Here is a 24,682-nt window from a genome sequence, read left to right on the forward strand (position 1 = left end):
GGCAGCAGCCCGGTGTGAATGCCCTTCCTCCACAAAAGCGACAACGCGCTCCCGAAGTGCCATAGGATGCGGTTTACCCATCTCAAACCCCCATATCTGCCCTGCAGACAGAGAATCACAGATCAAGCTTCATGGAAATCCTGAATCGTAAAGATCGCAACTCGCTATAAAGGATGTATTCATCGGCACCACGGCCGAACGCACGATCAGGTTGGTTGGTTGCCCCGTGCTCATGGCCAATGCCCTTGCCGCCGGAAAATATCAGCACGTGATGCAGACGACCGACCTGTCGGATGGCTCTCGTGATGCGCTGCGACGCGTCTCCGATCTCCGGATCGGCGAGAATGCACGCAATACGCTGCTCCATGTCTTCGACGCCCCGGCGCTACAGCTTGTCATGTCGCACACGATGGCCAGGGAAGATCGGCAGAACTATTTGGCCGAGGAACAGAAAGAGGCGTTGCGCCATTTGACCGAGTTCATCGTGAAGGCAAAGATCGGCAACGTTGTGCCGATGGTCCGCCACAGGGCGACAACGGCCCATCACGAGATCATGAAAGCGGCGGAAGAAGAAAAAGCCGACCTGATCGTGCTTTCCACCCATGGCCGGACCGGGCTTGCCAAACAGCTTATTGGCAGCGTCACGGAAAAGGTCTTGCGAAGCTCCTCGATCGATGTTCTCGCGGTGCCGCCGATACGTGGCGAGTAGGGGGTCAGCAAGCAACCGATTCTGGCAAGGGCGACAGCGGATATGCTTATGTCAGATGCGCTATTGCTCGCATTTGTCCATGGACAGGCAAGTGTGAGATTTCGTTTCGTGGTTCTGCCAGCGATCCCGTGGCGGATGTCGGTGCTGCGCTCATGGTGCAGTATTGTGACCTTCCCGGGTGAAAGGGGCGCGTTTCGCTATCCGGGCAGGGTAGGGTGCCGGCGCCACTGAAAACCATACGGCAATGAATGTTGTGTCGGTCATGAGCGCGTCGGATAGCAGAGCCGCCGGTTCGTCATCTTCCCGGACGATAGGTGGAGCGGCGCACCATCGAAACCGCCGGTTCCGATCCGGGCTTCTCTGGCAATATCCGGGTCGATCCCGGCCTCTGGCTTGCCTGAAAGCGAAAGGACGGTTAGCAATTTGCGACGCCTGTCTGAAACCTGAAAGGAAAATGCCATGTCGAAACTGTTTTCAACATCCCTGCTGTCCGGTGCTGCGGCGCTGGTCGGGCTGGGTCTTGCCACTGGTGGTGCGCTGGCGCAGACCGAGGTCAAGATCGGCTACGCACTGTCGCCGGATTCCCACTACGGCGTCGCCGCCGCCAAATTCGAAGAGGTCGTGGAAGCCGAAACCGACGGCAAGTTCGAATTCAAGCATTTCCCGTCCTCGGGCCTGGGCGGCGAACGCGAGGTGATCGAGGGGCTGCAAATCGGCACCATCGAGGCAACCATCGTGTCCTCGGGCACGCTCAGCAACTTTGTGCCCGAAACCGGTGTGGTCGACATTCCGTTCCTGTTTCGTGACCTTGGCCACGCGCGTCGGGTTCTCGACGGCCCGGTCGGCCAGGAAATACTGGTAAAGTTCGACGATGTCGGTCTGCATGCGCTGGCCTGGGGCGAGCAGGGCTTTCGCCACATCACCAACAACCGCAATCAGATTACTCAGCCCAGCGATGTCGAGGGGCTGAAAATCCGCACCATGGAAAACCCGGTGCACCTGGAGGCGTTCGAAACCCTGGGCGCTGCGCCGACGCCGATGGCCTGGCCCGAGGTGGTTTCCTCGTTGCAGCAGGGCGTGATCGACGGCCAGGAAAACCCGCTGTCGGTGATCGTCTCGGTCAAACTGAACGAGGTTCAGAAATACCTCACGCTTTCGGGTCACGTCTATTCGCCCGCCATCCTGCTGGTGTCCAAGCCCTTTTGGGATGGGCTGAGCGACGAGGACAAGGCGGCGTTTGAAAAGGGCGCGACCGAGGCCGTCGCGGCGATGCGCGCCTTTGTCGACGAGGTCGAGGAAAGCGGCGTTGCGACGCTGAAGGAACGCGGCATGGATGTGGGTGAACTGTCGCCCGAGCAAAAGGCCGCTTTCCAACAGGCTGTGCAGCCCGCCTATGAAAGCTACTACGAGCAGTACGACAAGTCCGTGATCGACCGGATCATCGCGACCGAATAATGCAGTGCCGGGGCGGCGGTTTCGCCGCCCCGAGCCATTGAGAGACGAGGGACCGGCCGCCATGCGAAGGCTTGAACAGGCATTCGTCGCACTGAACAAATGGGCGGTCATTGCCATGCTTGCGGGCATGGCGCTGGTTGTCGGCGCCAACGTCGCGCTGCGCTATCTGACCAACAATTCCCTGCCGTGGGCGGACGAGGTCGCCCGCTATCTGATGATCTGGATGACGTTCGTCGGCGCCGGTCTGGCATTGCGGCGGGGCGGCCATGTCGCGATTTCCAACCTTCAGGACGTGCTGCCCACGCGCGCGCAGATCATTCTGCGCACGGGGATCGTGCTGGCCTTGCTGGCGTTCTTCATCTTCATGATCGTGACGGGGCAGGAATACATGACCCGGATGCAGTATCAGAAGACACCGGCCCTGCGGCTGCCGTTCATCTATGTCTATGCGGCCATGCCCATCGGTTTTGCCTTGCTTGGGGTGCATCTGCTGCTGATCGCGCGCGAATTCATCCTTGCGGGTACCTATCGCGATGCGCCGGGAACCTCTGGAAACCTGCCGACAGGGGCCGCAAGTGGCTGAGATACTGTTCCCCGCATTGTTCCTGCTGATGGCGCTGGGGTTGCCCGTCGCCTTTGCCATGGCGATTTCGGTGTTCCTGGCGCTGACCTTTGGCAGCACCTATCCCCATATCGTCGTCGTCAAAGAGATGTTTGCCGGGCTGGATTCGTTTCCGCTGCTGGCGGTTCCGTTCTTCGTGCTGGCGGCCGAGCTTATGACAGGCGGGGCGATCACCCACCACCTGCTGCGCTTTGCATCGCAGTTCGTCGGCCATCTGCGCGGCGGGCTGGGGCACGCCAACGTGATCTCATCGACGTTGTTCGCGGGCATTTCCGGATCGGCGCTGGCCGATGCCGCCGGGCCGGGCGCGATGATGATCCGGATGATGGAAAAGGGCGGTTATGATCGCTCCTATGCCGGGGCGCTGACGATTTCCAGCGCCGTGGTCGGGCCGATCATCCCGCCGTCGATCACCATGATCATCTATGCCATGCAGGATCAGGAGGTCTCTGTCGGCTCGCTCTTCATGGCCGGGATCGTGCCGGGGCTGCTCATCACCATGGCGATGCTGGGCACCAACGCGATCATTGCGCGCCGGCGCGGCTATCGCGGCACCGAGGGCCGCCCCACAGCCGCCGAAATGCTGCGGACGACGGCGATGGCGTTGCCGGCGCTGATGCTGATCGTGCTGGTGGTGGGGGGCATCCGGTTCGGCATCTTCACCCCTACCGAGGCATCGGTGATCGCGGTCTTCTACGCGCTTGTCTGCGGCATGTTTCTTTACCGTTCCCTGCGGCTGCGCGATCTGCCGGACATCTTTCTCGGGGCCGCGCTGATCAGTTCCGCGGTGCTGCTGATCCTGGGCGCGGCGCGGGCCTTTGCCTGGGTGCTAATCATCGAGGGCATTCCGCAGGATATTGCCGCCACGATCATCGGTTGGGAACTGAGCCCGATCATGTTCCTGCTGGCGGTAAACCTGCTATTGCTGGTCTTCGGCCTGTTCATGGACCCGCTGCCGGGGGTGATGATCCTGGTGCCGATCCTGGCGCCGATCAGCCATTCACTGGGGATCGACCCCAACCATTTCGCGATCGTGGTGATCGTCAACCTGACAATGGGCCTGACAACACCGCCGGTGGGCGCGCTGATATTCGTCGTCTCGGGCGCGGCGAACATACCGTCCGGCAAGCTGATACGTGAATTGCCACCCTTTTTCATCGCCAGCATCGTGGTGCTGCTGCTGCTGACCTTCATGCCGGCCCTGTCCACCTGGCTGCCGACTGCCAGCGGCTTTTGACGGCGCATCTGCACCTGTCTGTGGGAAGGCAGTTCATCCCATTACTTCACTTAGCGGCGCTGGAACAGGATCACGACAAGCGCCAGCAAGGACGAGCCCAGCATCAGCAGCAGGGAAACCGCGTTCAAAAGGGGCGTCGAGCCCTCTTTCAGGCGGTCGAACATGGCGATGGTCAGGGGCGCATCAGAACCCACCAGCATGAGCGTGGTGTTGAAGTTCTCGAAGCTCATCAGGAAGGCCACCACCATGGCCCCGATCATGGCCGGCATCAGGAAGGGAATGGTGATCGTTCGTACCGCCGTCAGACGCGAGGCCCCGAGGTTCAGCGCGGCCTCTTCCAGCGTGCGGTCGAATTTCTGCAAACGGGCGGTAATAACCAGCGTCGCGATTGTCGTGATAAAGGAAAACTGCCCGAGGATGACCAAAAGCAGGCCCGGCCGCAGGGCCTGGATGTCCAGCTTGGCGGCGTTCCAGACCCCGTTTGCAAGTGTCGAGGAAAAGACCAGGATCGAGATGCCCAGAACGATCCCGGGAATGACCAGCGGCAGCAGCATCAGTACGTAGAGCGCCCCCTTGCCGCGGAACTCGTAGCGGTTGAACAGAAAGGCGTTGGTGGTTCCCACGCTCACCGACAGCACCGAGACGCATACCGCGACAAAGGCCGAGGTGCCCACGGCACGCAGGATGCCGCGTTCGTGAAAGACACCGGTCTGGGGGCTCTTGTCGCCGAAAAACCAGTTCCATGTGAACCCTTCCCACGGCAGGGACGGGAACTGGCTGTCATTGAAGGCAAAGACCGCGACCACGGTCAGGGGTAGCGCGAGATACAGGAAGAACAGCAGCACATAGCCACCGTAGAGCAGGCGAAAACTCTGGGACTGGGGAATGGTAGGGATCATGGTTTACCCCATCGTTTCCTGCAGGGTGCGGCCGGTCAGGCGCAGCATGCCCCAGACAATCACCGACGACAGCACCAGCAACATGAAGCCGAAGGTCGCGCCGAGTTCCCAGTTGGAGCGCACGATGAACTGGTTGTAGATCATCTCGGTGAACCAGAGGCTGTCCTTGCCGCCCAGCATTGTCGGCGTGAGGTAGTTGCCCAGCGACAGCATGAACACCACGATGCAGCCGGAAACGATCCCCGGCATGGCATGGGGGATGATGATCTCGCGCAGGACCGAAATGCCGCCGCCGCCAAGGTCATAGCCCGCCTCGACCACGCTGTCGTCCAGGCTTTCCAGCGTCGTGACCAGCGGCACCACCATGAACAGCATCGAGGTATAGACCAGCCCCACCATCATGGCGGCGTCGTTGTACAGCATCTCGACCGGTTGATCGGCCAGCCCGGCCCATTGCAGAAGGTTCGAGATCAGGCCGGTCTCGCGCAGCAGGATCATCCAGCCGAAGGTGCGCACCAGTTCCGAGACGTAGAACGGGATCAGGCACAGCATGAACAGCACCTGCTGCAACCTGCCCCGGGCCATCTTGGCGATATAGTAGGCAACCGGAAAGGCGATCACCAAGGTGATCGCCGTGGCGAGAACGGACATGACCGCCGTTCGCCAGAAGGTTCTGAGGTAAAGCGGCTCTGTCAGGGCCTTTTGGTATTGCGCCAGGCTGGGTTCGTAGACGCCAAAGCTGATGCGTTCGCGCAGCGAGATCAGCAGCATGTCGATATGCGGAATGATGATCAACAGCCCGAGCCACAGTACGAGCGGCGTCAGCAGCAGGACAAAGCCGATCCGGGCGTGAGAGCGCATCAATCGCCCCCGCCAAAGCATATCGCCTGGGCCGCGCGCCAGCCGATGTGCACCGTGGCGCCGCGTTCCATGCTGGCGAATTCGCCGGTCTGGGGCAGGGTGACCTCAAGGGTTTCGCCGGCATCGTCCTCGACCAGAACGCGGGACGCCGCGCCATTGAAAAGAATGCTCGTCACCTTGCCCTGCAAGCGGTTGTCGAAATCGGACAGCGCGGCGTCGCTGGCGGCAAGGTGGATCGATTCCGGCCGGACGAAGATTTCCGCCGCGTCGCCCTTGGACAGGGTGCCCGACCCCGTCGCGCGCATCGCAAGGCCGGTTTCCGTCCGCATTTCCAGCATCGCGCCCTCGACGCGTTCGATGCGGCCCTTCCAGCGGTTTGCCTCTCCGATAAAGCCGGCGACAAAGGGCGTTTGGGGGCGGTAATACAGGTCCTGGCCCGTTCCGACCTGCTCGAACCGACCGGCGTTCATGACGGCGATCTGGTCGGACATCACCAGGGCCTCGGACTGGTCGTGAGTGATGTAGACGAAAGTCGTGTCGAACTCTGCCTGAAGCGCCTTCAACTCGATTTTCATGTGTTCGCGCAGCTTCAGGTCAAGCGCACCCAGGGGTTCGTCAAGCAGCAGAACGTCGGGTTCCAGAACCATGCAGCGCGCGATGGCGACACGCTGTTTCTGTCCCCCGGACAGTTCGTCTACCTTGCGGGCGCCGATGCCGGGCAGGCCGATGCGTTCCAGCGCCTCGTCTACCTTGCGGGCGATCTGGTCCCGGGCCATGCCCTTTCGCCGCAACCCGTAGCCGATGTTGTCCGCGATGGTCATCATGGGAAAGAGCGCGAGATGCTGGAACACCATGTTCACCGGCCGCTTGTTCGGCGGCGTGTCCAGGACCGTCCCGCCCTTGATCCGGATGTCGCCCGAGGTGGGCTCCAGAAACCCGGCGATCATCCGCATGATCGTCGTCTTGCCGCAGCCCGAAGGCCCGAGGATCGAAAAGAAACTGCCCGGGGGCACGCAAAAGGACACGTTGTCGACGGCGGTGGTCGCGCCAAAGCGTTTCACCAGGTCGACGCATTCAAGATCAGGGGTCATGCAGGGGCCAAAAAATATGGCGGCACCCCGTCAAGGGTGCCGCGTTTTTGTTGGGGGCTCAGTTGGCGGCCTGAACGCGGTCCAGGACGTCACCTTCGATGGCTTCCAGGCCGGCGGGAACCGGAGGATACCATTTGATGTTGTCGATCGCTTCGATCGGAAAGCTGGCCTGGTACTTGGCCTTCAGCGCCTCCTCGGCGTGTTCTTCGGCCCCTGCGGATGCGGTGAAGTTGCCGGCCGACGCGGTGATCATCGCCGCGATCTTTGGCTGCATCACGAAGTTGATCCAGTCATAGGCGGCGTCATCGGCCTGGCCCTTGGCCGGCAGGACGAAAGTGTCGATCCAGCCCAGAGCACCGGATGCCGGTGCCACGAAGGTGATGTCGGCGTTGTCGTCGTTCAGCTTCCAGCCGCCCGTGTCCCAGGCCATCGAGGCCACGACCTCGCCAGAGCGCATCAGGTTCATCAACTCGTCGCCGCCGCTCCAGTAGGTTTTTACGTTGGATTTGCACTCGGTGAGCTTGGCTTCGACCTTTTCCATGATTTCCTTGTATTTGGCTTCGTCGTCATAGGCGGCGAAGGGGTCTTCGCCCAGCGCGAAGGCAAAGCCGATCAGGGTTGGTCGCTTCAGCCGGTAGGAAACCTTGCCCGCCAGTGCCGGGTCGCACAAGTCAGTGTAGTCCTTGACCACGTCACCCGCCTCGGCCGTGTTCATCACCAGGCCGGAGGTGCCCCAGACATGCGGCACACCGTAAACTACGCCGTTTACCGTGGTGTTGGCCATCGTGGCGGCCAGCATCGAGGGGATGAACAGCGACTCGTCCAGCTTCGAGACGTCGATGGGCTTGTAGATGCCGAATTCCATCTGCGGACCCATGATCCGGTCCTGCGAAGGCTGGGCGAGGTCAAAGCCGCCACCGCCGGTCGCACGCAGCTTGGCGATCATCTCTTCGTTGTTGGATTTGGTCACCTCGACCGTATGGCCGGTCTGTTCCTCGAACATCTCGACAACGTCGTCGGGGGCATAGCCGCCCCAGGTCAGGAGCCGGAGGGTGTCTGCGGTGGCTGTCTGCGCAAGGCCCAGAATGGCCAGGCAGGTTGTCGCAAGCATTGTCTTTTTCATGGTCTTCCTCTCTGATGAACGGATCACCTTGCTGCAGGATGCTCAGCATTTATCAATTGGTCAAACTCTTTGGCACGCAGGCGCTTCATCTTTCATGATTATTACACGTTTATGACAAGGCCTTTGCCTGACCACCGTTTTTCGTGACCAGCGTCGCATCGCACACGCAATGCGTCATCAGGTTGCGGCCTTGACCTGCGAGCGGAACACGTCAGCACGAACCGGTGCAACCGGCATTATCGGACCATTCAGCGTACCATTGTTTTCGGTCGCATGTCGAAGGTAAGTCGGAATGCCTGCAAAGAGCACGGTTTCCGGTCGAACCTCGGAACCGAAGAACAGCTTCGTCGCATCGCCGGTGATCGCGGCCGCGGCTGGGTTGTCGGGCGTTCCAGCATAAAGCCGGGGGTGGTTCACAACTGTATGGTCGCGATCTCAGAATAGGGCGGTCATCTGGCGTTGAGTCAAATATAAGTGAATAATGATTCACTGGTCATTTATATTTGACCAACAAGCCGTTCATGATAACTATTAGTTCGGAATCCGTTGGTGGTGACACCCTCATGGAAGCGGGCATGGAAATCACCAAAATCGGATCAACCGGTCGCGCGCTTGCCGATGTGCAGATCGAGGGTATGGATGACGTCGGTTTCGTCCAGGCCCATGGGAACGAGGGGGGAAATTGTCTGCGTGGGCCCAAGGTCACGAAAAGCTGTTGGAACAATTCCGAAAGGACTGCCAGCTCTTTTCACGGAGACTGGCTTCGAACAGCCGATGTCGGATATCCGTACGAAGACGGGTTTCTGTTCCTGACCGATCGCAAGAAGGACATGATCATTTCGGGAAAGCGAGGAAATCGCCGTCTCCGAGGTTGAAAGGACTCTTTACATGTTGCCGCAGATCAGGAAGGCCGCCGTCACCGGTATTCCAGATAGCTGCTGGGGCGAGGTTCCGGTGGCGATTGCCGTTCTCAACCACGGCGGGACGCTGGAAATTGACGACATGATCCGGCATTGCCGCAAACATCTGGCAGGATTTAAAGCGCCCAAACGCTTGGTTCTGGCCGATGAACTGCCCCGCAACGCTTTCCGAAAAAATCTCAGACGGGAATTGCGTGACACATGTATTCCTGAAACCGCCAATTAGTATCGGAGGAAAAGATATGGGTTTAACCGCCAGGATCGCCGAATTCACCGTTGGAATGGGTATAGACACGATCCCACCCGAGGTTGTTGAAAAAGCCAAGGCCTGCGTTCTGAACGGCTATGGCATCGCCATTGGCTGTCATAACACGCCCTATGCCCCGGTTGCGCGCCAGGCCGCACTCGCAATGGATGGCGAGTGTCAGGATGGCGCCACCCTTTTGGGCGATGGCCGTAAGACCTCGGTCACCGGCGCGGTTCTGGCCAATGCGGCGCTGTTTCACGGACGCGCGCAGGAAGACACCTGCGGCGCGGCGCATCTGGGGGCGGTGATAATCCCGCTATTGACCGCATTGATCGAAGCGCGCGGCCTGTCGACAGAGCGGCTTTTGCCTGCGCTTGTTGCGGGATACGAGACAGGCGGATTGCTGGAAAAGAATTATTCCGGCCGAACCACCCCCGGCGGCTTTCGTGCCTCTACCTTGTATGGGGCGGTTGCGGCGGCGGCAGCGGTGTCAAAGCTGTTGGGATCGGACGCGGATCAGACAGCGGCGGCCATTGCCAATGCGGCCTCGTTTTCGGGCGGATTGTTACAGTCCTTTGCCGATGGCACGGACGAATGGCGTTATCAGGTCGGCATGGTCGGGCGCACCGGGCTGGTGGCGGCGGAACTGGCGCGCGCGGGGTCTGTTTCGGCCCCCCATGCGCTTGAGGGGCCATCCGGGCTGATCAAATCCTTCGCCCATGAGGAGTGCGATGCCGATGCTCTTGCAGCGCAACTGGGCCACGACTGGGCAACATTGCGCGTGACCTTCAAACCCTATCCTGTCTGTGCTTTCAACCAAACCCCGGTGATTGCGGCGCTCGCCCTGCACAAGGAACTGGCCGGCGCGCCAATCAAGGCGGTCCGGGTGCGCATGAACCCCTATGAAACCGGCTATGCGGGGATGGATTCCAAGGGGCCGTTTCACTCTATCTCGGGCACGTTGATGAGCATTCCGTTCTGCATTGCCAACACGTTGCTGAACGGCGCGCCGTCGATGCAGGCGATGACAACCTATGCTGATCCCGCCGTCAACGCGATGATCCCGATCATCGACCTGATCAGCGATGAAAGCGTGCCAACACTGTGCTGCACGATCGAGATCGACCTTGAGGATGGCAATACCGTGCGGCGCGAACAGGTCATGACATTTTCCGATTTCAGCTATGAACGGGCCGAAGTATCCCGCCTGATCCGCCGGGTCGGGGCCGAATCCGATGTGCCGACTACCGCATATGATTCCCTTGAGGCCTTTGTCGATGATCTGCCCAATGGCAACATTCAACAGGTTCTGGCGGCATTTTCACAGGTTGAATGAATCGCCGGGCAATCGATACGACCAATAAAGACAAAAGGAGCGCAAACATGGGCAACCAGCCCCCCTTGGCCGGAATCACCATTCTAGATCTGAGCGAGTTGTTGCCCGGGCCCTATGCAACCCAGCATCTGGTCGAGCTGGGTGCCAGGGTCATCAAGGTGGAACGCCCCGGCGGTGACGGGGCGCGCCGGATGTTCCCGGGGCTATTTCAGGCAATTAACCGCGGTAAGGAAAGCATCACGCTTGATCTGAAAAGTGACGCCGACCGGGCGGTGCTGAAAAAGCTGGTCAAGACGACAGATGTATTGATCGAAAGCAATCGGCCCGGCGTCGCCACCCGGCTTGGGGTTGATTATGCCACGTTTTCGGCCATCAATCCGCGACTTATCTATTGTTCGATAAGTGGCTATGGCCAGACCGGCCCCAGCCGCAACTGGCCGGGGCATGACATGAACTATGCGGCGATGGCCGGTGCGGTGGCCATATCGGGTCGGCCGGACGGACCGCCCGAGCACACCACCGGTGTTCCCATCGGTGATATTGCTGCCGCCTCATTTGCGCTTATCTCAATCCTGGCCGCCTTGCGGGCGCGTGACGTGACGGGCAAAGGGCAGTATCTGGATGTCGCGATCGCCGATAGCCTGACAAGCTGGATCATGCCGCGCTACGGTGTCTGGGATCTGGCACACCGACAGGGCGTTGAGTCAGGAAAGGCAGATATACTGCAACGTCCCGGCTATGGGGTTTTCGAAACCGCCGACGGGCAATACCTGACCCTGGGGGCCATCGAGACGCCTTTCTTCCGGTCGCTGATCCATGTTACCGGGCTGAGCCAGTTTGACGATGCCGCCTATGACGAATATCCGGCCCGCAAACGAGCAACCGACAAGATAAACAGCGCCCTTGCCGCCTGTATCATCCAAAAAGACTATGCTTACTGGGCGGAGGCGTTCGAGCGCGAGGACGTCCCGTTTTCCCGGGTCAATTCGCTGGCCGAACTGGCCGAGGATCCGCAACTCGCAGCACGCGGCATGATCCGCCAGGCGGGCGACGCAAATGTGATTGCCTACCCGGTGCCCATGGACGGGATAGACGGCGTGGCGGCAAAAGTGCCCGCCGCCGGAGAGCATGGCAAGGATATTCTGGCGTCATTGGACCGGGAAGATTGCTGACGGCTATGATCCGGCAATCTTCTCAACAAACCCCGGTTCCTGTTCGATAAGGCGGTCCAGCAGCTTTGTTCGTGCCGCGCCAGAGGCGAATTCAATGTCCCTGATGTTCAGCGGATCGACCACCTTGCGCAGCAGTTCCATATCCGCCGGTTCCGGCTGAGGGGTTTGCGGGGGGATCGTTTGCAGATCAACGGCAAACGGCGTTCTGGCGGCAAATTCGCCGGGGTCGGTTGAGGGGTGAACCGACAGGATTTCAGGCCCCTTCCTGGTGATCCTGAACACGGCCAGATCGCTGACCAGTATGATCTGGCGGTCAGAGCCATCGTGACTGTCCAGCGGATTGCAGACCTCGAATTCGACGCGTTGCACAAAGGTGCGTTTGTCCTGGAGTGGCAGGTAGACCAGAAACGGACGTGCAATGTCGGCCAGTTCCGCCAGGCCGGCCAGACCAGCGATCCGGCGGCGTTTTCCGTCTCGGCCCGGCAGGTACAGGGTGTTGATGCCACCGGTGATGTCGATCTGGGCCGCGCGGATGAACTGGCGCATCCGCCCGGTCATGTTGCCCATGATCCGCGCCACCCACTCGTCCGCCTCGAACTGGCGCACCGATCCCTGTTGTGCCGCAACGTCTGAACAGGTCAGCGCCGCTGACCGGGGTGCCCAGCTTACGGTAAAGGCGCTGGGATCTTCGATGGCCGGTCCGGTATCGCCGCGCCGATGCGCACTCAGCAGGGCGGCGACCTGCGCCAGCGGCGACATCAGACCGAGCTGCACCAGTTCGGCTTGCTCAAGCAGATGGCTCATGCTTATCACCATCTGTTCGGCGATTGTGACAGGTTCGTCCATGTTCATCCCTTTGTGGGCAACGGGTGGCGGTCAAGCCAGGCAGGAACCGCGTCGGGATCAAGTTGCGCATAGTCGCGCAATCCCTTCCAGTCGGGGCGGTACCGGGGTTCGCAGCCGGTTGGCCAGGCCCCGTTGGGCAGATGCACGACGGCGCTGGTCTGGGGGGCGATAAGATCGGCTTGCCCGCCTATCGCCGCCAGATCATCGACCAGCTCCTCGCAGGTGACAATGGTTTCGCGCGCCGCTGCCGCCAACAGCCGGTCCGCCGCCAGAGTGCCGCCAAATTCGGCGTTGCCGCGCCGGTCACAACGCCAGGCGTGGATGATCGCCAGATCGGGGGCGATCGGCGGCAGGGCAACGTATTCATCGCCCCCATAGGGGCAGGTGATGGTTTCAAGATCCGCGCGCAGCGTCAGCAATGCGCGGCAATGGTGCCGCGCCACGGCATGAAACGGCTGGCCCTGGGCCGCCGCCTGCAGCCCGAAAAGCAGCGAGGATTCGGTTTCCTCAATCATATCCGCCCCGCGCCGCTGCCCCGGCCCCATGCCAAAGGCTTCGAGCCCGAAATAGAAGGTCCGGACCCGGTCCACCGCCCCGGCGGCCAGCAACATATCGGTTTCTACGCCGGCGGTCAGGATCACCACCTCGGGAAGGCGCAGCCCGGCGGCGATGATATGGCGGATCATGCCGCAGGGTTTGCGCGACATGCTCCAGCCACCCAGGGCAATCTGGCGCGCCTGGGCGATCCGCGCCAGGGACTCGTCCAGCGCGATCAGCTTGTTTTGTTGATCAGCCACGAGGGGTTACAACCCCATTTCCTTGGCGATGATATTGCGCTGGATTTCCATCGCGCCGCCACCGATTTCGAACAGTTTGGCATCGGTGAAATGCATCGGCATGCCCGACTCGACGCAATATCCGTACCCGCCCATCAATTGAAGGCCGGTGTTGGCAACCCGCATATAGGTCTCGGCACCCGACAGCTTGGCCATCGACGCCTCGCGGTGACATTCCTGTCCCGCGGCCAGTTTGGCGGCCGCGCGGTAGGTCATCAGCCGGGCCGCGTCGATACTCATCTGCATATCCACCAGCTTATGCCGGATTGCCTGTTGCCGGGCCAGAGGCCGTCCAAAGGCGATCCGCTGGTTCAGATAGTCCACGACTTCGTCAACGATGAACTGCGAGGCGCCGACACCGATTGCGCCATGATACAGCCGCTCCATATCGAGACTGCGCAACACAGCCTGCCAGCCCTTGCCACGCTCGCCCAAGATCTGGTCCGGCGTTACCTTCAAATCCTTGATCGACACGGTGTAGGTGGGCGCCACGCTCAGGCCCATTGTGTCCAAACGGTGATGTTCGATGTTCGGGTGTTTCCCCGGATTCTCGATCAGAAATGCAGTCAGGCCTTCATGTTTCTCTTTGTCCGGGTCACTGCGTGCGATCAGAATTAACCAGTCTGCAGACGCAATCTGGGTGGTGTATTGCTTGGACCCGTTGATCAGGAAACTGCCATCAGGCTGTTCGACCGCTTTGGTCTTGATCGACGCCGCATCAGAGCCGGCATCAGGTTCCGTCAGGCCCAGCGCCATGACATATTTTCCGTCGATGATGTTAGGAACAATGGCGTCTTTCTGTGCCTTGGTCCCGAGCGCCGCAATTGTTGGCCCAAGGATCACCGCCGAGCGCCCGTAGATTGTACAGATTGCCGGTGAGGCGCGCGCCAGTTCCTGCACGAACACCACCAATCCGATCGGATCGGTCTGATCCAGGCCGCTGTATTCGGGCGGCATCAGAAAGTTGTAGACGCCAAGCTCTGCCATTTTGGTGAACAATTCCCTTGGCGGTTCCTCCTTGTCAGAGACCCACTTGAGTACCTTGTTGCGTGGTAATTCGTTTTCAACGAAACGCCTTGCCGAGTCGCGCAGCGTCTGATGTTCGAAGGAAAGGTCGAAGTCCATTTTTTGTCCCAGCCTATGTGATTTGATGCTGAATCTTGTGGCGCCCGCTGGTCATTCAGGCAGGGGCCGGGTCCATTTCCGGCCCAATGACGCGCAACGTTTTATACCCGACCATCGGCAATTTGGGCACGAACCGAACGCGAACGCGAGTTCCCAATTCCTGCCCTAGATGCGTTTTGATCGTTTCCGCCGCCGCCTTGTCGGCTTCCGTATGCCCGGCCTCGACGACCCGGAGGTCAAGAAACCCAGGGTCGTCCTCGTGCCGTATCAAGGCGAATTCCCTGTTCCGCCCGACCATAACCCGGGCCAGGCTGGCCTCGACCTGATAGGGGTGGATATGGCATCCACCGGCTGTGACGCGATTTGAGGCCCGACCCAGACAGGTGTATCGCCGCCCGGTGCGCCCACAGGCACACGCGCCGGTATTCTCAACGAACAGATCCTCGGTGCGCCACCGCAGATGTGGCGTCGCCCGGCGATAAAAATCAGTGATTACCATCTCGCCGATTTCGCCTTCGGATACCGGAACCCCGGTGTCGGGATCGACAATTTCGACGAGCACGTTTTCTTCGCCGATCCAGTGGTGGCCGTCATGCTGGTCGCATTCCACCGCAAAAAGGTTGAGATCCGAACCGTGTCCCGCGTTCGATGTGACCTCAAGCCCCAGCCGGTTACGGAAATCAATACGCGCCTCTGGTCCCAGTTCCGCACCACTGATGATCACATGATGGCAATCCCCAAGGCTGGTCAGATTTGGATCTGCGGTCAAATATCGCAACGTGCTGAGCCCGCAATGCATCACCGTGGGGCGCAGATTTCTGATAGTATTCGCATAGCGGGTAACGTTCTGAGCAACGTGATCATCGAAAATGATCCAGTTGATGCCGATCTTTTTGGCTGCCTCGCGAGCGATATGTGCCCAGGGCGCAAAAGGCGTGGTCATCAGGAACAGCACATCATCGGGCCGAAAACCGCCGGCCCATTGCATCCGGGCGATCATTTCGATGTTGGTGTCCAGGTCGGCGGCGGTAAAGGCCTGATAGGTGCTGCTGCCGCTGGTGCCCGCCGATGGCCCGGCCAGCCTGATTTCCGATCTGGGCACGCAAAGATGCGGCATCGCCTGCCCGGTGCGCTGCATTTCGTCGCGCAGGTCGTCCTTGCTGGTCAGTGGGACAAGGGCGGAGAAATCCTCGGGCGTGCGGATGTCGGCGGGATTGACCCCGGCGGCTTTCAGGCGACGGGAATACATGTTGTCGCCTGCCATCACATGATCAAGCAAGGCCCGCAGCCCGGTCGCCTGCATGGTGTGGATCTGGTCGCGCGACAGGGTTTCGGCGTGTTCGTTCCAATAGATTGAGGTTTTTTTCACAGCCATGTCACCTATCCAGATTGAAGATCGGCAGGACAAAGTCACCGCGCGTTTCGTACCCGACACTCACCCGTGCATCTATCGCCAGATCCTTTGACGCTCCGCGTATCTCGCTGAAGATGACCCAGTCTTCGTCAAGCCAGATGAATCCCAGATTATACGGCGCGCGATCATTCCATGCCTTGGTGGGCGGCCTTTCGACCACCGAGAACGAATAGACCTTGCCGCGACCGGCCGATTGTTCCCATTCGATCTGATCATAGGTGTTGCAATAGGGGCAATAATCCGAACGTGGCGGGAATATCGCCGATTTGCAGGACGTGCATCGCTGAAAAATCAGCTTTTCTTGCTTGAGGGCCTCCCAATAGGGCACCGCATCCTGCGTCACCTGTGGCAGGGGCAGTTCCTGGGCTGCGGGCTCTACTGCGGGGTCTGATGCCTGGGTCATGGCTACGCTCCGATTAATGTTCTGTGTATGCTAGAATAGGCGCTGTGCTTGCTGTGCATCAGGATGCCTTGTTCGACAGGATCGAAACGGCGTGACAGGCCAGCATGCCGCCGGCGCCATAGACGATGGCGCGTTCAGCGCCCGGAACGGCAAGCCCCATGGCATCGCCGCGCAACTGGCGCACGGCTTCGACGAGGGGATCGACCGTGCACGATATGCCGGGTTGCCCGAAGGACAGCCATCCGCCATTGGTATCGACCGGCAACGACCCGCCCGGTTCCATCGCGCCGCTGCGCACAAGGTCCATCGCCTTGCCTTTTTCGGCAAAGCCAAGGTCTTCCATCTCCATCAACACAGTGTGGGCGAAGTTGCCGCTAAGCTGGACCATGTCCATGTCATCGGGGCGCATGTCGGCCATTGCATAGGCCTGGGCGGCGGCCTCGGTCAGGCCGGTGGTGTTCAGGTTCGGCAAGGCCCCAAGAGAGGCGGGCGCGTTGCGCAGCGCCATCCGTTCGACCAGGTATTCATGGGTCGAATATGAGCCGTAGCCATTTATGTAGATCGGCGCCCGGGCGCTGGCAGCCTTTTCGGCGCTGGCAACGATAAAGGCCCCCGCGGTTCCCCCCGGACCCCAAGTGGCGCACATCCAGCGGCGCAGGGGGGCGGCGATATAGGGAGAGTTCATGACCGTTTCGATGTCGATCTTGCCAAAGCGCCGCTTGGCCGCCTTGGGGTGGTGAATTCCCCAGTCCTGATGCTGGACGGCCACCATGGCCAGGTCTTCTTCGGTGACGCCGAATTCGTGCATGTACCGGCAGGCCCACTGGGCATAAAGCGCCGGGATGGTCGGACCATAGGGGTATTCAAACTGCGGGTCGGCGTCCGTCGCCGCGCCCATTGCCACCGTATCGACGAACAGGGGCGTCGCGTCGCTTTGCACGCACAGCACATAATCAGCCTGCCCGGTGACGATCTTTTCCACCGCCATACCCAGCATGGCGTTGACGCCCGCACCGTGAAAGGTGATTTCGGTGCTGAGTTTTACCGGCAGTTGCAGATGCGAGGCAAAGATGTTGTTCCACTGGGGCCGGCAATCGGCCCAGGGCGCGCGCCCGGTGAACAATGTGTCGACATCGGTCTTTTTTATGTCGGCATCGGCCAGCGCGATTGCCGTGGCCTCGGTCGCCAGTTGCAGCGGATCGCGTTTGTTGTTCTCGTCGGCATACGCATCACCAAAACCGATGATCGCCGCCGCATTTCCCAGTTTCATCTGTATCCCTCTCGTTCATCCGGGCACAACGACCCGAGAAGCGTCTTTTCAGACCGCGCCAGTCTGGCACTGTTCAGTCGCATGGCAGGCCAAGCTGGCGCGCGATGACACGCAGTTGTATTTCGTAGCTGCCCACCGTCACCGGTGCCACCAGCGCATCCAGCGCCATGCGCATCGCAGGAAGCTCTTCGGTCAGGCCCCAGCCGCCACCGATATGCAGCGCGTTCTGGGTGACACGGTAAACCGCCTGCGTGGCAAACAGCTTGGCGCTGGACACCTCAAGAACGATGTCCTTGATGGGCACGCCGCTGTCCCAGCGCCGGGCGGCGGCATAGGTAAGGCTGCGGGTCGCTTCTACATCGACATGCCCCTGGGCAAGCATGAAAGCGATGGACTGGTTGGAGCCAATTGGCTTGCCGAACTGGTGGCGCGTCTGCGCATAATCCTTGGCCCATTCCATCGCGTGCTGCATATGGCCCAGCCAGCGCCCGGCAACCAGCAGACGTTCGCGGTTGAACCCGGCCATGATTTCCCTGAAGCCACCGCTTAACTGGCGTTCGGCAGGCACGCGCACATCCTTGAAATCCACCCCATACGTTGGCACTGGCCGGTTGGCATAGGTCGCGAGCTGGCGCGTGGTTATGCCGGCAGATTTGCGATCGACCGCAAAGAACGACATGCCATGGCGCCCCTTTGACGGATCGGTCTGGGCTAGAACAACCAGAACATCGGCGTAACCGGCAAGGGAAATGAATGCCTTTTGCCCATCAATGATCCAGTCGTCACCATCGCGGCGGGCCGAACATCTGACGTTCTGAATATCGTTTCCGGCCTCGGGTTCGGTCACAGCAAGGGCCAGTAGGCACTCACCGGCAATGTTGCGCCGCACAATGTCTTGCAACCCATCACCGCCAAATTCGGCAAGCAGCCCTCCGGCGATTTCCTGGATCAGCACCGAAACCGGCAGGTTCGGGTTGATTTTGGAGCCTTCCTCCATAAAGATAACCGTCTCGTGAACGCCCAGACCGGCCCCGCCCAGTGCTGTCGGCGCCGTCATCCCGATGAGGCCGGCCCGCGCGGCGGCATGGTAGAATTCGATTGGAAAATGGCTGTCACGGTCGGCCTCTTCCCATCGCGGGGCGACTTCGGCGGCGGCGAATTTCCGGCACATGTCGCGAAAAGCGACACTATCAACCGTTTCCCCAGGCGCGCGCGTTCTCAGTTCTGCAACCACATCAGTCCTTTCAACCAATCCCGTTCAGGCGTTTAACGGGACCGTCTTTGTTATCTGCCATCTGTCTTTGGCTTTGCCCGACGCAACAACAGCCCGACCTCCCCAGCCTGGGCAATGTTCCCGGACTCGTCGAATATACGCACGTCCATGCAGACCCGCCCGGTTGTTCTGTCGATGGTCAGGAAACTCATCTCGGAGGGCACCTTTGCCCCGACAGGTATTGGGCGAAGAAACCGCCAATTGCCAATCTCGGTCAGGGCGATAAGCGTCTCTCCGAACACCTCGCCAAGCGAGGCCAGCACCGCGGCGACCGGGAAAGGCCCATGAGCGATCCGCTGGCCAAAGCTGGTTTTGCGGGCATATGCCTCGTCGGTGTGAATAGGGTGGCGCGCGTCGAATAGTTCTGCATGGGTCGCAATGGCCGCATCGCGACAGTCGATGTCGGGCAGGGTTATCCGATCACCGGGCTTAATCGACTCAAGGGTCTTGTTGCTTTGAGGGGGGGGCGGTGAAGCTTCGGATTTCGACATGGAAACTGCTCGTCTAATCAAAGTTAAAGAGAATCGGTCACGCCGCTAAAATGTTCGGGCCATGTTTCGGCCTTCCTGCCTAGCGTTTGCGCCATATTATCCTTTGGCTTTAATGGCTAAACCATCCTTTGGCTCCAAGGGCTGAACGGGTCATCGTTCACGCAAAACATCAGACTTCACAGTGCAAAAGTCAACAGAATTCTGAATTCTGATTCAGCATTCATTTATGATTGACTTTTCTTCCTTGAGCCGTATGGTTTCCAGCACCTGTGGGCTGCTTGTGTCGGCTATGGAAAGTGTTGTGCGGGGTGCATGCCGCGCTTGGGGAGTTTTGGTGCTCCCATCATTCCGTAGCCTGACGGTCGGTCAGTCAACGGGTCGGTAAAACTGGAGAAACTCCAAGGGAGGTATTTGCGATGAAAAACAACGAGAGCGCGAAAGGCGGCGGCGTCGGGATGGTTTTGGGATCTGCTTTGGCGGTTTCCATGGCGGTTGCGGCGCTCTCTGCGCCGGTTCAGGCATCAGAGGTGAAATGGGATCTTTCGGTCGATGGAAAGCCGCGCGCCTTTACGGCGAATGTCGAGGCGCTGGCTGCGGAAGTCGACCGGCTGAGCGGTGGCGAGTTCCAGATCAAGGTGCATTTCGGCGGTGCCCTGGCCCCGGCGCGCGAAACGCTTGATGGTATCAAGATCGGAGCTTTCGACGCCGGCGAGTTCTGTGCCACCTATCATCCGGGCAAAAACCCCGGCCTCATGGGGCTGAGCCTGCCTTTCCTGCCGATCCTCAACCTTGAAGAGCAGCAGGAGGTCCTGGAGACATTCCTCGGCAGCGAGGCGATCAGGGGCGAACTGGCCCAGTGGAATGCAGTTCCGGTAATGGGAGCGCTGGTGCCGCGCTATGAGATCATGGGAAAGGGCAAGCCCCCGCTGGAGATGGAAGACTGGAACGGCCGCCGCTTGAGCGCGCCTGTCGGGCTTGCAGCCGTCATGGAAACCTTTGGTACGATTACCATCTATCAGCCCGCGGGTGAAACCTATGGCGCGCTTGATCGAGGCGTAACGGACGCGGTCGGAATGCCCTATTCCTATGCCTTCAGCGCCTATAAAATCCAGGAAATATCAGACTGGTATACTACCAATCTGGCATTGGGCAGCACAGGTTGTCTGGTCGTAGCCAACACGGCGTCCTGGGAATCGCTGCCTGAGAAATTCAAGGCCATACTGGAAGAGGCCAAATTGACCGCCTATGAGGAGCAGCGTGCCGCTTATGAGGACGCCGACGATGCGAATGTGACGGCCTTCGCCGAGGCCGGGCTGACCGAGGTTACCTATACGGATGAGCAGCGCGCCGGCCTTACTGCAGCGGCAAAACCGATATGGGATGCCTGGGTCAAGGAAGTCACGGAAGAACACGGCCTTCCGGGAGCGGAGCTGCTCGACCTTCTGACGAACTAGGGCAAGTATCAGCCGTTACCTGAATTGAGCCTCCCGGCACCTCTGTGTCTTGTGCCGGGGTGGCTTCTCAGGGCGGATAACTGGGGCAGTGCCGAAGAGGTTTTCGGCATATGTGCCGGACAACATTTAACATTCTGGCAGTACTGGGAAAAATAAGTCGGCAAACCGGTCCGATGTAAGGAGCCGCTGTTTGTGATAGGCTGGCGCGTCAGATGGAACTGCACTGTCACGCCGTATCTGTTCCAGTAACATCATTTGGAGGTCGCCAATGGCGCCATCATCACCGGACCAACCAGAAGCAGTGCCACCTTCCGGATGGTTGCAGAGCATCAGCAATATCTTGCGCCGGATCGAGGATATCCTGAATGATCTGGCCGGATGGTTAATTCTGGCCCTGATGGCAGTCGGGGTTCTGGAGGTTATCTCGCGAAGCCTGTTTAACCGGCCCATTCCCGGACAGATCAACTTCGTTGAGCTATCGTTGGTGGCGATCGCCTTTCTTGGCCTTTCCCATTGTCAACGCAGTGATGGCCATATCCGGATGACGCTGCTCACCGGGCAACTGAAAGGGCGTACGCGCCATTTCATCAGCATCGCCATGCTTTTTGTCGGGTTGGCGACCCTGTCTCTGCTGGTCTGGTCAACATTCACCTCCAGCTTTCTGCCGGCCTGGACAATTGGCGACGTTACCAACAGCACTGTGAGATTTCCGGTCTGGCCAACAAAGCTATTGGTTCCAGCAATGCTGGCTTTGGTTTGCCTGCGAATTCTTATCACGCTGATCCAGAAATTACGGATGAAGCCGGGTGTGTCCTAGTCTGACAAAGAATGAGACTGGCGCGGACGAAACGAACGAAGGGATGGAACGTTGGAACCTCTGACAATCGGGTTATTGGGATGTGGTGCCTTGCTGGTACTGGTTGTTCTTGGCCTTGAAGTATATATCGCCGGGGCCCTTGTGGGTATCGTCGGACTCATGGCGATGCGCGGCTGGTCCGTTGGCGCGGCAATCAGCGGGCTGACCCCGCATGCCGAGATCGTCCATTACGGGCTGAGCGTCGTCCCGATGTTCATCCTGCTGGGGTATTTCGCACAGCGAGCGAACATTATCGGCGAGGCGTTTCACGCCTTCCGGCTGTGGCTCGCATGGTTGCCGGGCGGACTTGCGGTGGCAACGATTTTCTCGGCCGCAGGCTTTTCGGCCGTTTCCGGGTCCAGCACAGCAACAGCCGCAGTGTTTTCGCGGGTGGCAATCCCCGAAATGTTGAAATCCGGGTACGCCAAGTCGCTGGCCTCTGGAACCGTCGCGGCCAGCGGAACGCTCGCGGCGTTGATTCCGCCCAGCGCAATCCTTGTGCTTTATGCCCTCATTGTCGAGGAATCCGTTGGCCGGCTGCTGATCGCCGCAGTAGTGCCGGGGTTACTTACGGCGCTGGCTTATGCGCTGGTGCCCATCACCTGGGCGCTGCTCTATCCCAATTCCAGTCCGCCGGCGAGACAGATCATGCCCGACGAGGCACGGATCACCTGGGGCGACCGGTTTCTGGCCATTCGCGGCGTGGCAAGCATTTTCGGCACCGTCGTTCTGATCCTGAGCGGCATATATTTTGGCTGGATGACACCGACCGAATCCGGGGCCGTCGGGGCCTTTCTGATCCTGGTTCTGGCCATCTTTCGCAAACAGATGACCTTTCAGGGCTTTCGCGAGGCGCTGCGCGAAACCGTGAGTATCACCGTGATGATCTTCTCGATTGTCTGGGGGGTCATCATCTTTGTTCGTTTTCTTGGATATGCCGGTCTGCCCGAAGAACTTTCGACCTGGATCGGCGGGATTGAGGCACCCCGTATTGTCATTTTGCTTGGTATCCTTCTGATCTACCTCGTCCTTGGCATGTTCATGGATGCAATCGGAATGATGATGCTGACACTGCCTTTTGTTTATCCAACGATTATCACGCTTGGATACGATCCGATCTGGTTCGGGATCGTTCTTGTCAAAATGGTCGAAGTCGGCTTGATGACGCCTCCGATCGGAATGAACTGTTTCATCGTCGCGGCGGCGCGGGACGACATCCCCCTGCAAACCGTATTCAAGGGCATCACACCATTTTTCGTGGCCGATGGATTTATCATTGCACTGCTGATTCTCGCGCCGGATATTGTCGCTCTGCTATAGGGTTCCGCAAGCTTTCGTTATGAATGAAGGATGATCAGGGTGCAGATTGCATCATGACAACACTCGTCCGCCGGTTCCGAAATCGCAAGCCAGGACATGATTCTGACAGCCCGAGCGGATTGATCTTGTAACACCATTGTTAAGGGACCTGAAAATGGGATCGACGACCGATATCTACACGCATCTTCAATCTGCCTATATCAAGGCTGCAAAGGCGGCCCCGGCTTTGCAACAACGATTTGAGGTGGCGGGCGTTGACCCGGCAAGGATCGCATCGGTTAATGATCTGTCATGCCTTCCGGTTCTTAAAAAGGAAGAGTTGCTAGACCTGCAAAGGCAGGATCCGCCTTTTGGTGGCTATCTGGCCGCCAAGAATAAGGATCTGATGCGGATTTATGTCTCGCCGGGGCCGATATTTGAACCCACCCTGCGCAGTGGGCCGGGGCACGGGATGGATACGTTGTTTCGGGCTGCGGGCGTCGGCGCGAACGATGTTGTGCTGAACACCTGGATGTATCATCTGGTGCCCGCTGGGCTGTGGTTTGACGAAGCGGCGCAAGCGGTTGGCGCGACGGTCATTCCCGGTGGTGTGGGCAACCGCGAATTGCAGGCGCAGATCATTGTCGAAACCGGCGTGACGTCTATCTGTGCCAGCACGGCGTTCTTTCTGGCGCTGGCCGATACGGTGGTCAAGAAATATGGGCGCGATGCCTGGAAGGTGACAACCGCGTTTCTGGGCGGCGAGATGGGCGACTGGAAGGCCAAGCGCCGTATGATCGAAGACACCTACGGTGTGTCCACCTGGTCCGCCTATGCAACCGCCGATCTGGGGGTTGTGGCCTATGAGGACGGCGACGAAGGCTATGTTGTGCAACCGCACCGGATCGTGCAGATTTGCGACCCCGAAACCGGCCAACCCAAGCCGTTTGGCGAGACGGGAGAGGTGGTTGTCACCACGCTGGACCCCGAGGCCTGGCCGATGATCCGGTTCGGCACCGGTGACAGTGCATTTGCGCTTGAAAGCAACGAGGATGGCAGCGTCAAGCGCCTGTCGGCGTTGCAGGGCCGGGTCGGCGCGGCGGTCAAGGTGCGCGAGATATTCGTCTATCCTCGCGTGATCGAAGAGGTCGTCATCGCGACGCCGGGGGCAAAGGCCGCGCAGGCCGTGGTGACGCGGGAAAAGAATCGCGACATGATCCGCATCTCGCTTGTGCTTGAAGATGGCGCTGACGCGGCCGCGGCCGAAGCCGCCTGCGCCGAGGCTTTCAAACTGCATTCGAGAATTCGTGCCGACGCGGTGAGCGTCGTCGCCGAGTTGCCAGAGAATGCGGACCTGATCGTCAACCAGAAAGACAGCTGATACCGGCGAGCAGGTGATCTGATTCGGGAGGTTCTTTCCTAATGTTGCACCATGTGATGCCGTTTCATCCGCCAGATATGGATGATGTGATGGGGGGCGCACTCAGGCTCAGGGGACGGCCTGGCGGCCGCAGATCTGCGCCGGGCAGCGCGCGGGGAACAGGGCGATGGCCGCTTTCAATCTCCGCCGTATTCACCCACTCGTTCAGAGCCTGCGGGGAGCAGCCGATCCGTGCCTACCCCCGGTGGCGCTGATTCCAGCCATTTACGCAGGCGATCAGCAGTCGTATGAACGAGACCGCCTGCCAACCGACCGGGGTTGGCCTCCGAGGTCTCCATGATGAATTATGATTCATAAGTCAT

General features: G+C 59.7%; 26 protein-coding genes. 13 read left to right on the top strand and 13 right to left on the bottom strand.

Going from position 1 to position 24,682, the window contains the following annotated elements:
* Positions 1–232 precede the first annotated feature (232 nt).
* From DL899_RS16430 to DL899_RS16445, 4 genes are all read left to right on the top strand, one after another.
* A complete protein-coding gene (locus DL899_RS16430) occupies positions 233–709 on the top strand; it encodes a universal stress protein (protein WP_111735442.1) in 477 nt (158 codons plus the stop codon).
* Positions 710–1,168: 459 nt separating this feature from the next.
* Positions 1,169–2,164, top strand: coding sequence for a TRAP transporter substrate-binding protein (locus DL899_RS16435; protein ID WP_111735443.1), 996 nt, complete (start codon positions 1,169–1,171; stop codon positions 2,162–2,164).
* 61 nt (positions 2,165–2,225) lie between these two features.
* Entirely contained in the window at positions 2,226–2,747 is a 522-nt protein-coding gene (locus DL899_RS16440; protein ID WP_111735444.1) for a TRAP transporter small permease, read from the top strand.
* Positions 2,740–4,023 carry a TRAP transporter large permease gene (locus DL899_RS16445; RefSeq protein WP_111735445.1) on the top strand — a complete coding sequence of 428 codons (1,284 nt, stop codon included), beginning with the start codon at positions 2,740–2,742 and terminating at the stop codon, positions 4,021–4,023. Before DL899_RS16440 ends, DL899_RS16445 begins: the two co-directional genes overlap by 8 nt.
* 50 nt (positions 4,024–4,073) lie before the next feature.
* Here the strand turns inward: DL899_RS16445 and DL899_RS16450 are convergent, their stop codons facing one another.
* The 5 genes from DL899_RS16450 to DL899_RS16470 all read right to left on the bottom strand — a co-directional run bounded on the left by DL899_RS16450 (position 4,074) and on the right by DL899_RS16470 (position 8,414).
* The gene (locus tag DL899_RS16450) at positions 4,074–4,922 is read right to left on the bottom strand and encodes an ABC transporter permease (protein WP_111735446.1); all 849 of its coding nucleotides are present in this window, start codon (positions 4,920–4,922) and stop codon (positions 4,074–4,076) included.
* Between the two features lie 3 nt (positions 4,923–4,925).
* Positions 4,926–5,783 carry an ABC transporter permease gene (locus tag DL899_RS16455; RefSeq protein WP_111735447.1) on the bottom strand — a complete coding sequence of 286 codons (858 nt, stop codon included), beginning with the start codon at positions 5,781–5,783 and terminating at the stop codon, positions 4,926–4,928.
* Positions 5,783–6,874 carry an ABC transporter ATP-binding protein gene (locus DL899_RS16460; protein WP_111735448.1) on the bottom strand — a complete coding sequence of 364 codons (1,092 nt, stop codon included), beginning with the start codon at positions 6,872–6,874 and terminating at the stop codon, positions 5,783–5,785. The genes DL899_RS16455 and DL899_RS16460 overlap by 1 nt, the downstream gene beginning before the upstream one ends.
* A gap of 58 nt (positions 6,875–6,932) precedes the next feature.
* A complete protein-coding gene (locus tag DL899_RS16465) occupies positions 6,933–7,997 on the bottom strand; it encodes an extracellular solute-binding protein (protein WP_111735449.1) in 1,065 nt (354 codons plus the stop codon).
* 177 nt (positions 7,998–8,174) lie between these two features.
* Entirely contained in the window at positions 8,175–8,414 is a 240-nt protein-coding gene (locus DL899_RS16470; RefSeq protein WP_111735450.1) for a hypothetical protein, read from the bottom strand.
* Between the two features lie 158 nt (positions 8,415–8,572).
* Here DL899_RS16470 and DL899_RS16475 point away from each other — a divergent pair, with 158 nt between their 5' ends.
* Genes DL899_RS16475 through DL899_RS16490 form a run of 4 tightly spaced genes read left to right on the top strand, consistent with a single transcriptional unit; the run spans position 8,573 to position 11,672 of the window.
* Positions 8,573–8,872: an AMP-binding protein gene (locus tag DL899_RS16475; RefSeq protein ID WP_162685613.1), complete on the top strand. Its 300-nt coding sequence runs from the start codon at positions 8,573–8,575 to the stop codon at positions 8,870–8,872.
* A 13-nt stretch (positions 8,873–8,885) separates the two neighbouring features.
* Positions 8,886–9,143: an AMP-binding enzyme gene (locus DL899_RS16480; protein WP_111735452.1), complete on the top strand. Its 258-nt coding sequence runs from the start codon at positions 8,886–8,888 to the stop codon at positions 9,141–9,143.
* A gap of 16 nt (positions 9,144–9,159) precedes the next feature.
* A complete protein-coding gene (locus DL899_RS16485) occupies positions 9,160–10,500 on the top strand; it encodes an MmgE/PrpD family protein (protein WP_111735453.1) in 1,341 nt (446 codons plus the stop codon).
* Positions 10,497–11,672 carry a CaiB/BaiF CoA transferase family protein gene (locus DL899_RS16490; RefSeq protein ID WP_111735454.1) on the top strand — a complete coding sequence of 392 codons (1,176 nt, stop codon included), beginning with the start codon at positions 10,497–10,499 and terminating at the stop codon, positions 11,670–11,672. The genes DL899_RS16485 and DL899_RS16490 overlap by 4 nt, the downstream gene beginning before the upstream one ends.
* Before the next feature lie 3 nt (positions 11,673–11,675).
* On the opposite strand, the gene DL899_RS16495 is transcribed toward DL899_RS16490, so the two are convergent.
* Genes DL899_RS16495 through DL899_RS16510 form a run of 4 tightly spaced genes read right to left on the bottom strand, consistent with a single transcriptional unit; the run spans position 11,676 to position 15,617 of the window.
* Complete coding sequence (locus DL899_RS16495) at positions 11,676–12,518, bottom strand: hypothetical protein (RefSeq protein WP_111735455.1); 843 nt, start codon at positions 12,516–12,518, stop codon at positions 11,676–11,678.
* A gap of 2 nt (positions 12,519–12,520) precedes the next feature.
* The gene (locus DL899_RS16500; RefSeq protein ID WP_111735456.1) at positions 12,521–13,315 is read right to left on the bottom strand and encodes a CoA-transferase; all 795 of its coding nucleotides are present in this window, start codon (positions 13,313–13,315) and stop codon (positions 12,521–12,523) included.
* 6 nt (positions 13,316–13,321) lie between these two features.
* Positions 13,322–14,479 (bottom strand): acyl-CoA dehydrogenase family protein, encoded by a 1,158-nt coding sequence (locus tag DL899_RS16505; protein ID WP_111735457.1) that lies wholly within the window; start codon positions 14,477–14,479, stop codon positions 13,322–13,324.
* A 55-nt stretch (positions 14,480–14,534) separates the two neighbouring features.
* Positions 14,535–15,617: a phenylacetate--CoA ligase family protein gene (locus DL899_RS16510; protein ID WP_162685614.1), complete on the bottom strand. Its 1,083-nt coding sequence runs from the start codon at positions 15,615–15,617 to the stop codon at positions 14,535–14,537.
* Between DL899_RS16510 and DL899_RS19470 the strand changes: the two genes are divergently transcribed.
* Complete coding sequence (locus DL899_RS19470) at positions 15,588–15,836, top strand: hypothetical protein (protein ID WP_162685615.1); 249 nt, start codon at positions 15,588–15,590, stop codon at positions 15,834–15,836. The two genes, DL899_RS16510 and DL899_RS19470, sit on opposite strands and share 30 nt — an antisense overlap.
* 19 nt (positions 15,837–15,855) lie before the next feature.
* Here the strand turns inward: DL899_RS19470 and DL899_RS16515 are convergent, their stop codons facing one another.
* From DL899_RS16515 to DL899_RS16530, 4 genes are all read right to left on the bottom strand, one after another.
* A complete protein-coding gene (locus tag DL899_RS16515) occupies positions 15,856–16,296 on the bottom strand; it encodes a Zn-ribbon domain-containing OB-fold protein (RefSeq protein ID WP_111735459.1) in 441 nt (146 codons plus the stop codon).
* A gap of 58 nt (positions 16,297–16,354) precedes the next feature.
* On the bottom strand, positions 16,355–17,566 hold the full coding sequence (locus DL899_RS16520) for a thiolase family protein (protein ID WP_111735460.1): 1,212 nt from the start codon (positions 17,564–17,566) through the stop codon (positions 16,355–16,357).
* Positions 17,567–17,639: 73 nt separating this feature from the next.
* Positions 17,640–18,800, bottom strand: coding sequence for an acyl-CoA dehydrogenase family protein (locus DL899_RS16525; protein ID WP_275426800.1), 1,161 nt, complete (start codon positions 18,798–18,800; stop codon positions 17,640–17,642).
* 50 nt (positions 18,801–18,850) lie between these two features.
* Positions 18,851–19,330 carry a MaoC family dehydratase gene (locus DL899_RS16530; RefSeq protein ID WP_111735462.1) on the bottom strand — a complete coding sequence of 160 codons (480 nt, stop codon included), beginning with the start codon at positions 19,328–19,330 and terminating at the stop codon, positions 18,851–18,853.
* A gap of 416 nt (positions 19,331–19,746) precedes the next feature.
* On the opposite strand from DL899_RS16530, the gene dctP reads away from it, so the two are divergent.
* The 4 genes from dctP to DL899_RS16550 all read left to right on the top strand — a co-directional run bounded on the left by dctP (position 19,747) and on the right by DL899_RS16550 (position 24,320).
* Entirely contained in the window at positions 19,747–20,784 is a 1,038-nt protein-coding gene (gene dctP / locus DL899_RS16535) for a TRAP transporter substrate-binding protein DctP (protein ID WP_111735463.1), read from the top strand.
* A gap of 268 nt (positions 20,785–21,052) precedes the next feature.
* Complete coding sequence (locus DL899_RS16540) at positions 21,053–21,601, top strand: TRAP transporter small permease subunit (RefSeq protein WP_111735464.1); 549 nt, start codon at positions 21,053–21,055, stop codon at positions 21,599–21,601.
* Positions 21,602–21,691: 90 nt separating this feature from the next.
* Positions 21,692–22,960 (top strand): TRAP transporter large permease, encoded by a 1,269-nt coding sequence (locus DL899_RS16545; protein WP_338049661.1) that lies wholly within the window; start codon positions 21,692–21,694, stop codon positions 22,958–22,960.
* 385 nt (positions 22,961–23,345) lie between these two features.
* Positions 23,346–24,320 carry a phenylacetate--CoA ligase family protein gene (locus DL899_RS16550; RefSeq protein ID WP_239494740.1) on the top strand — a complete coding sequence of 325 codons (975 nt, stop codon included), beginning with the start codon at positions 23,346–23,348 and terminating at the stop codon, positions 24,318–24,320.
* Positions 24,321–24,682: the final 362 nt, after the last annotated feature.

Source organism: Roseovarius amoyensis (genome assembly GCF_003260265.1).
Taxonomy (GTDB): Bacteria; Pseudomonadota; Alphaproteobacteria; order Rhodobacterales; family Rhodobacteraceae; genus Roseovarius; species Roseovarius amoyensis.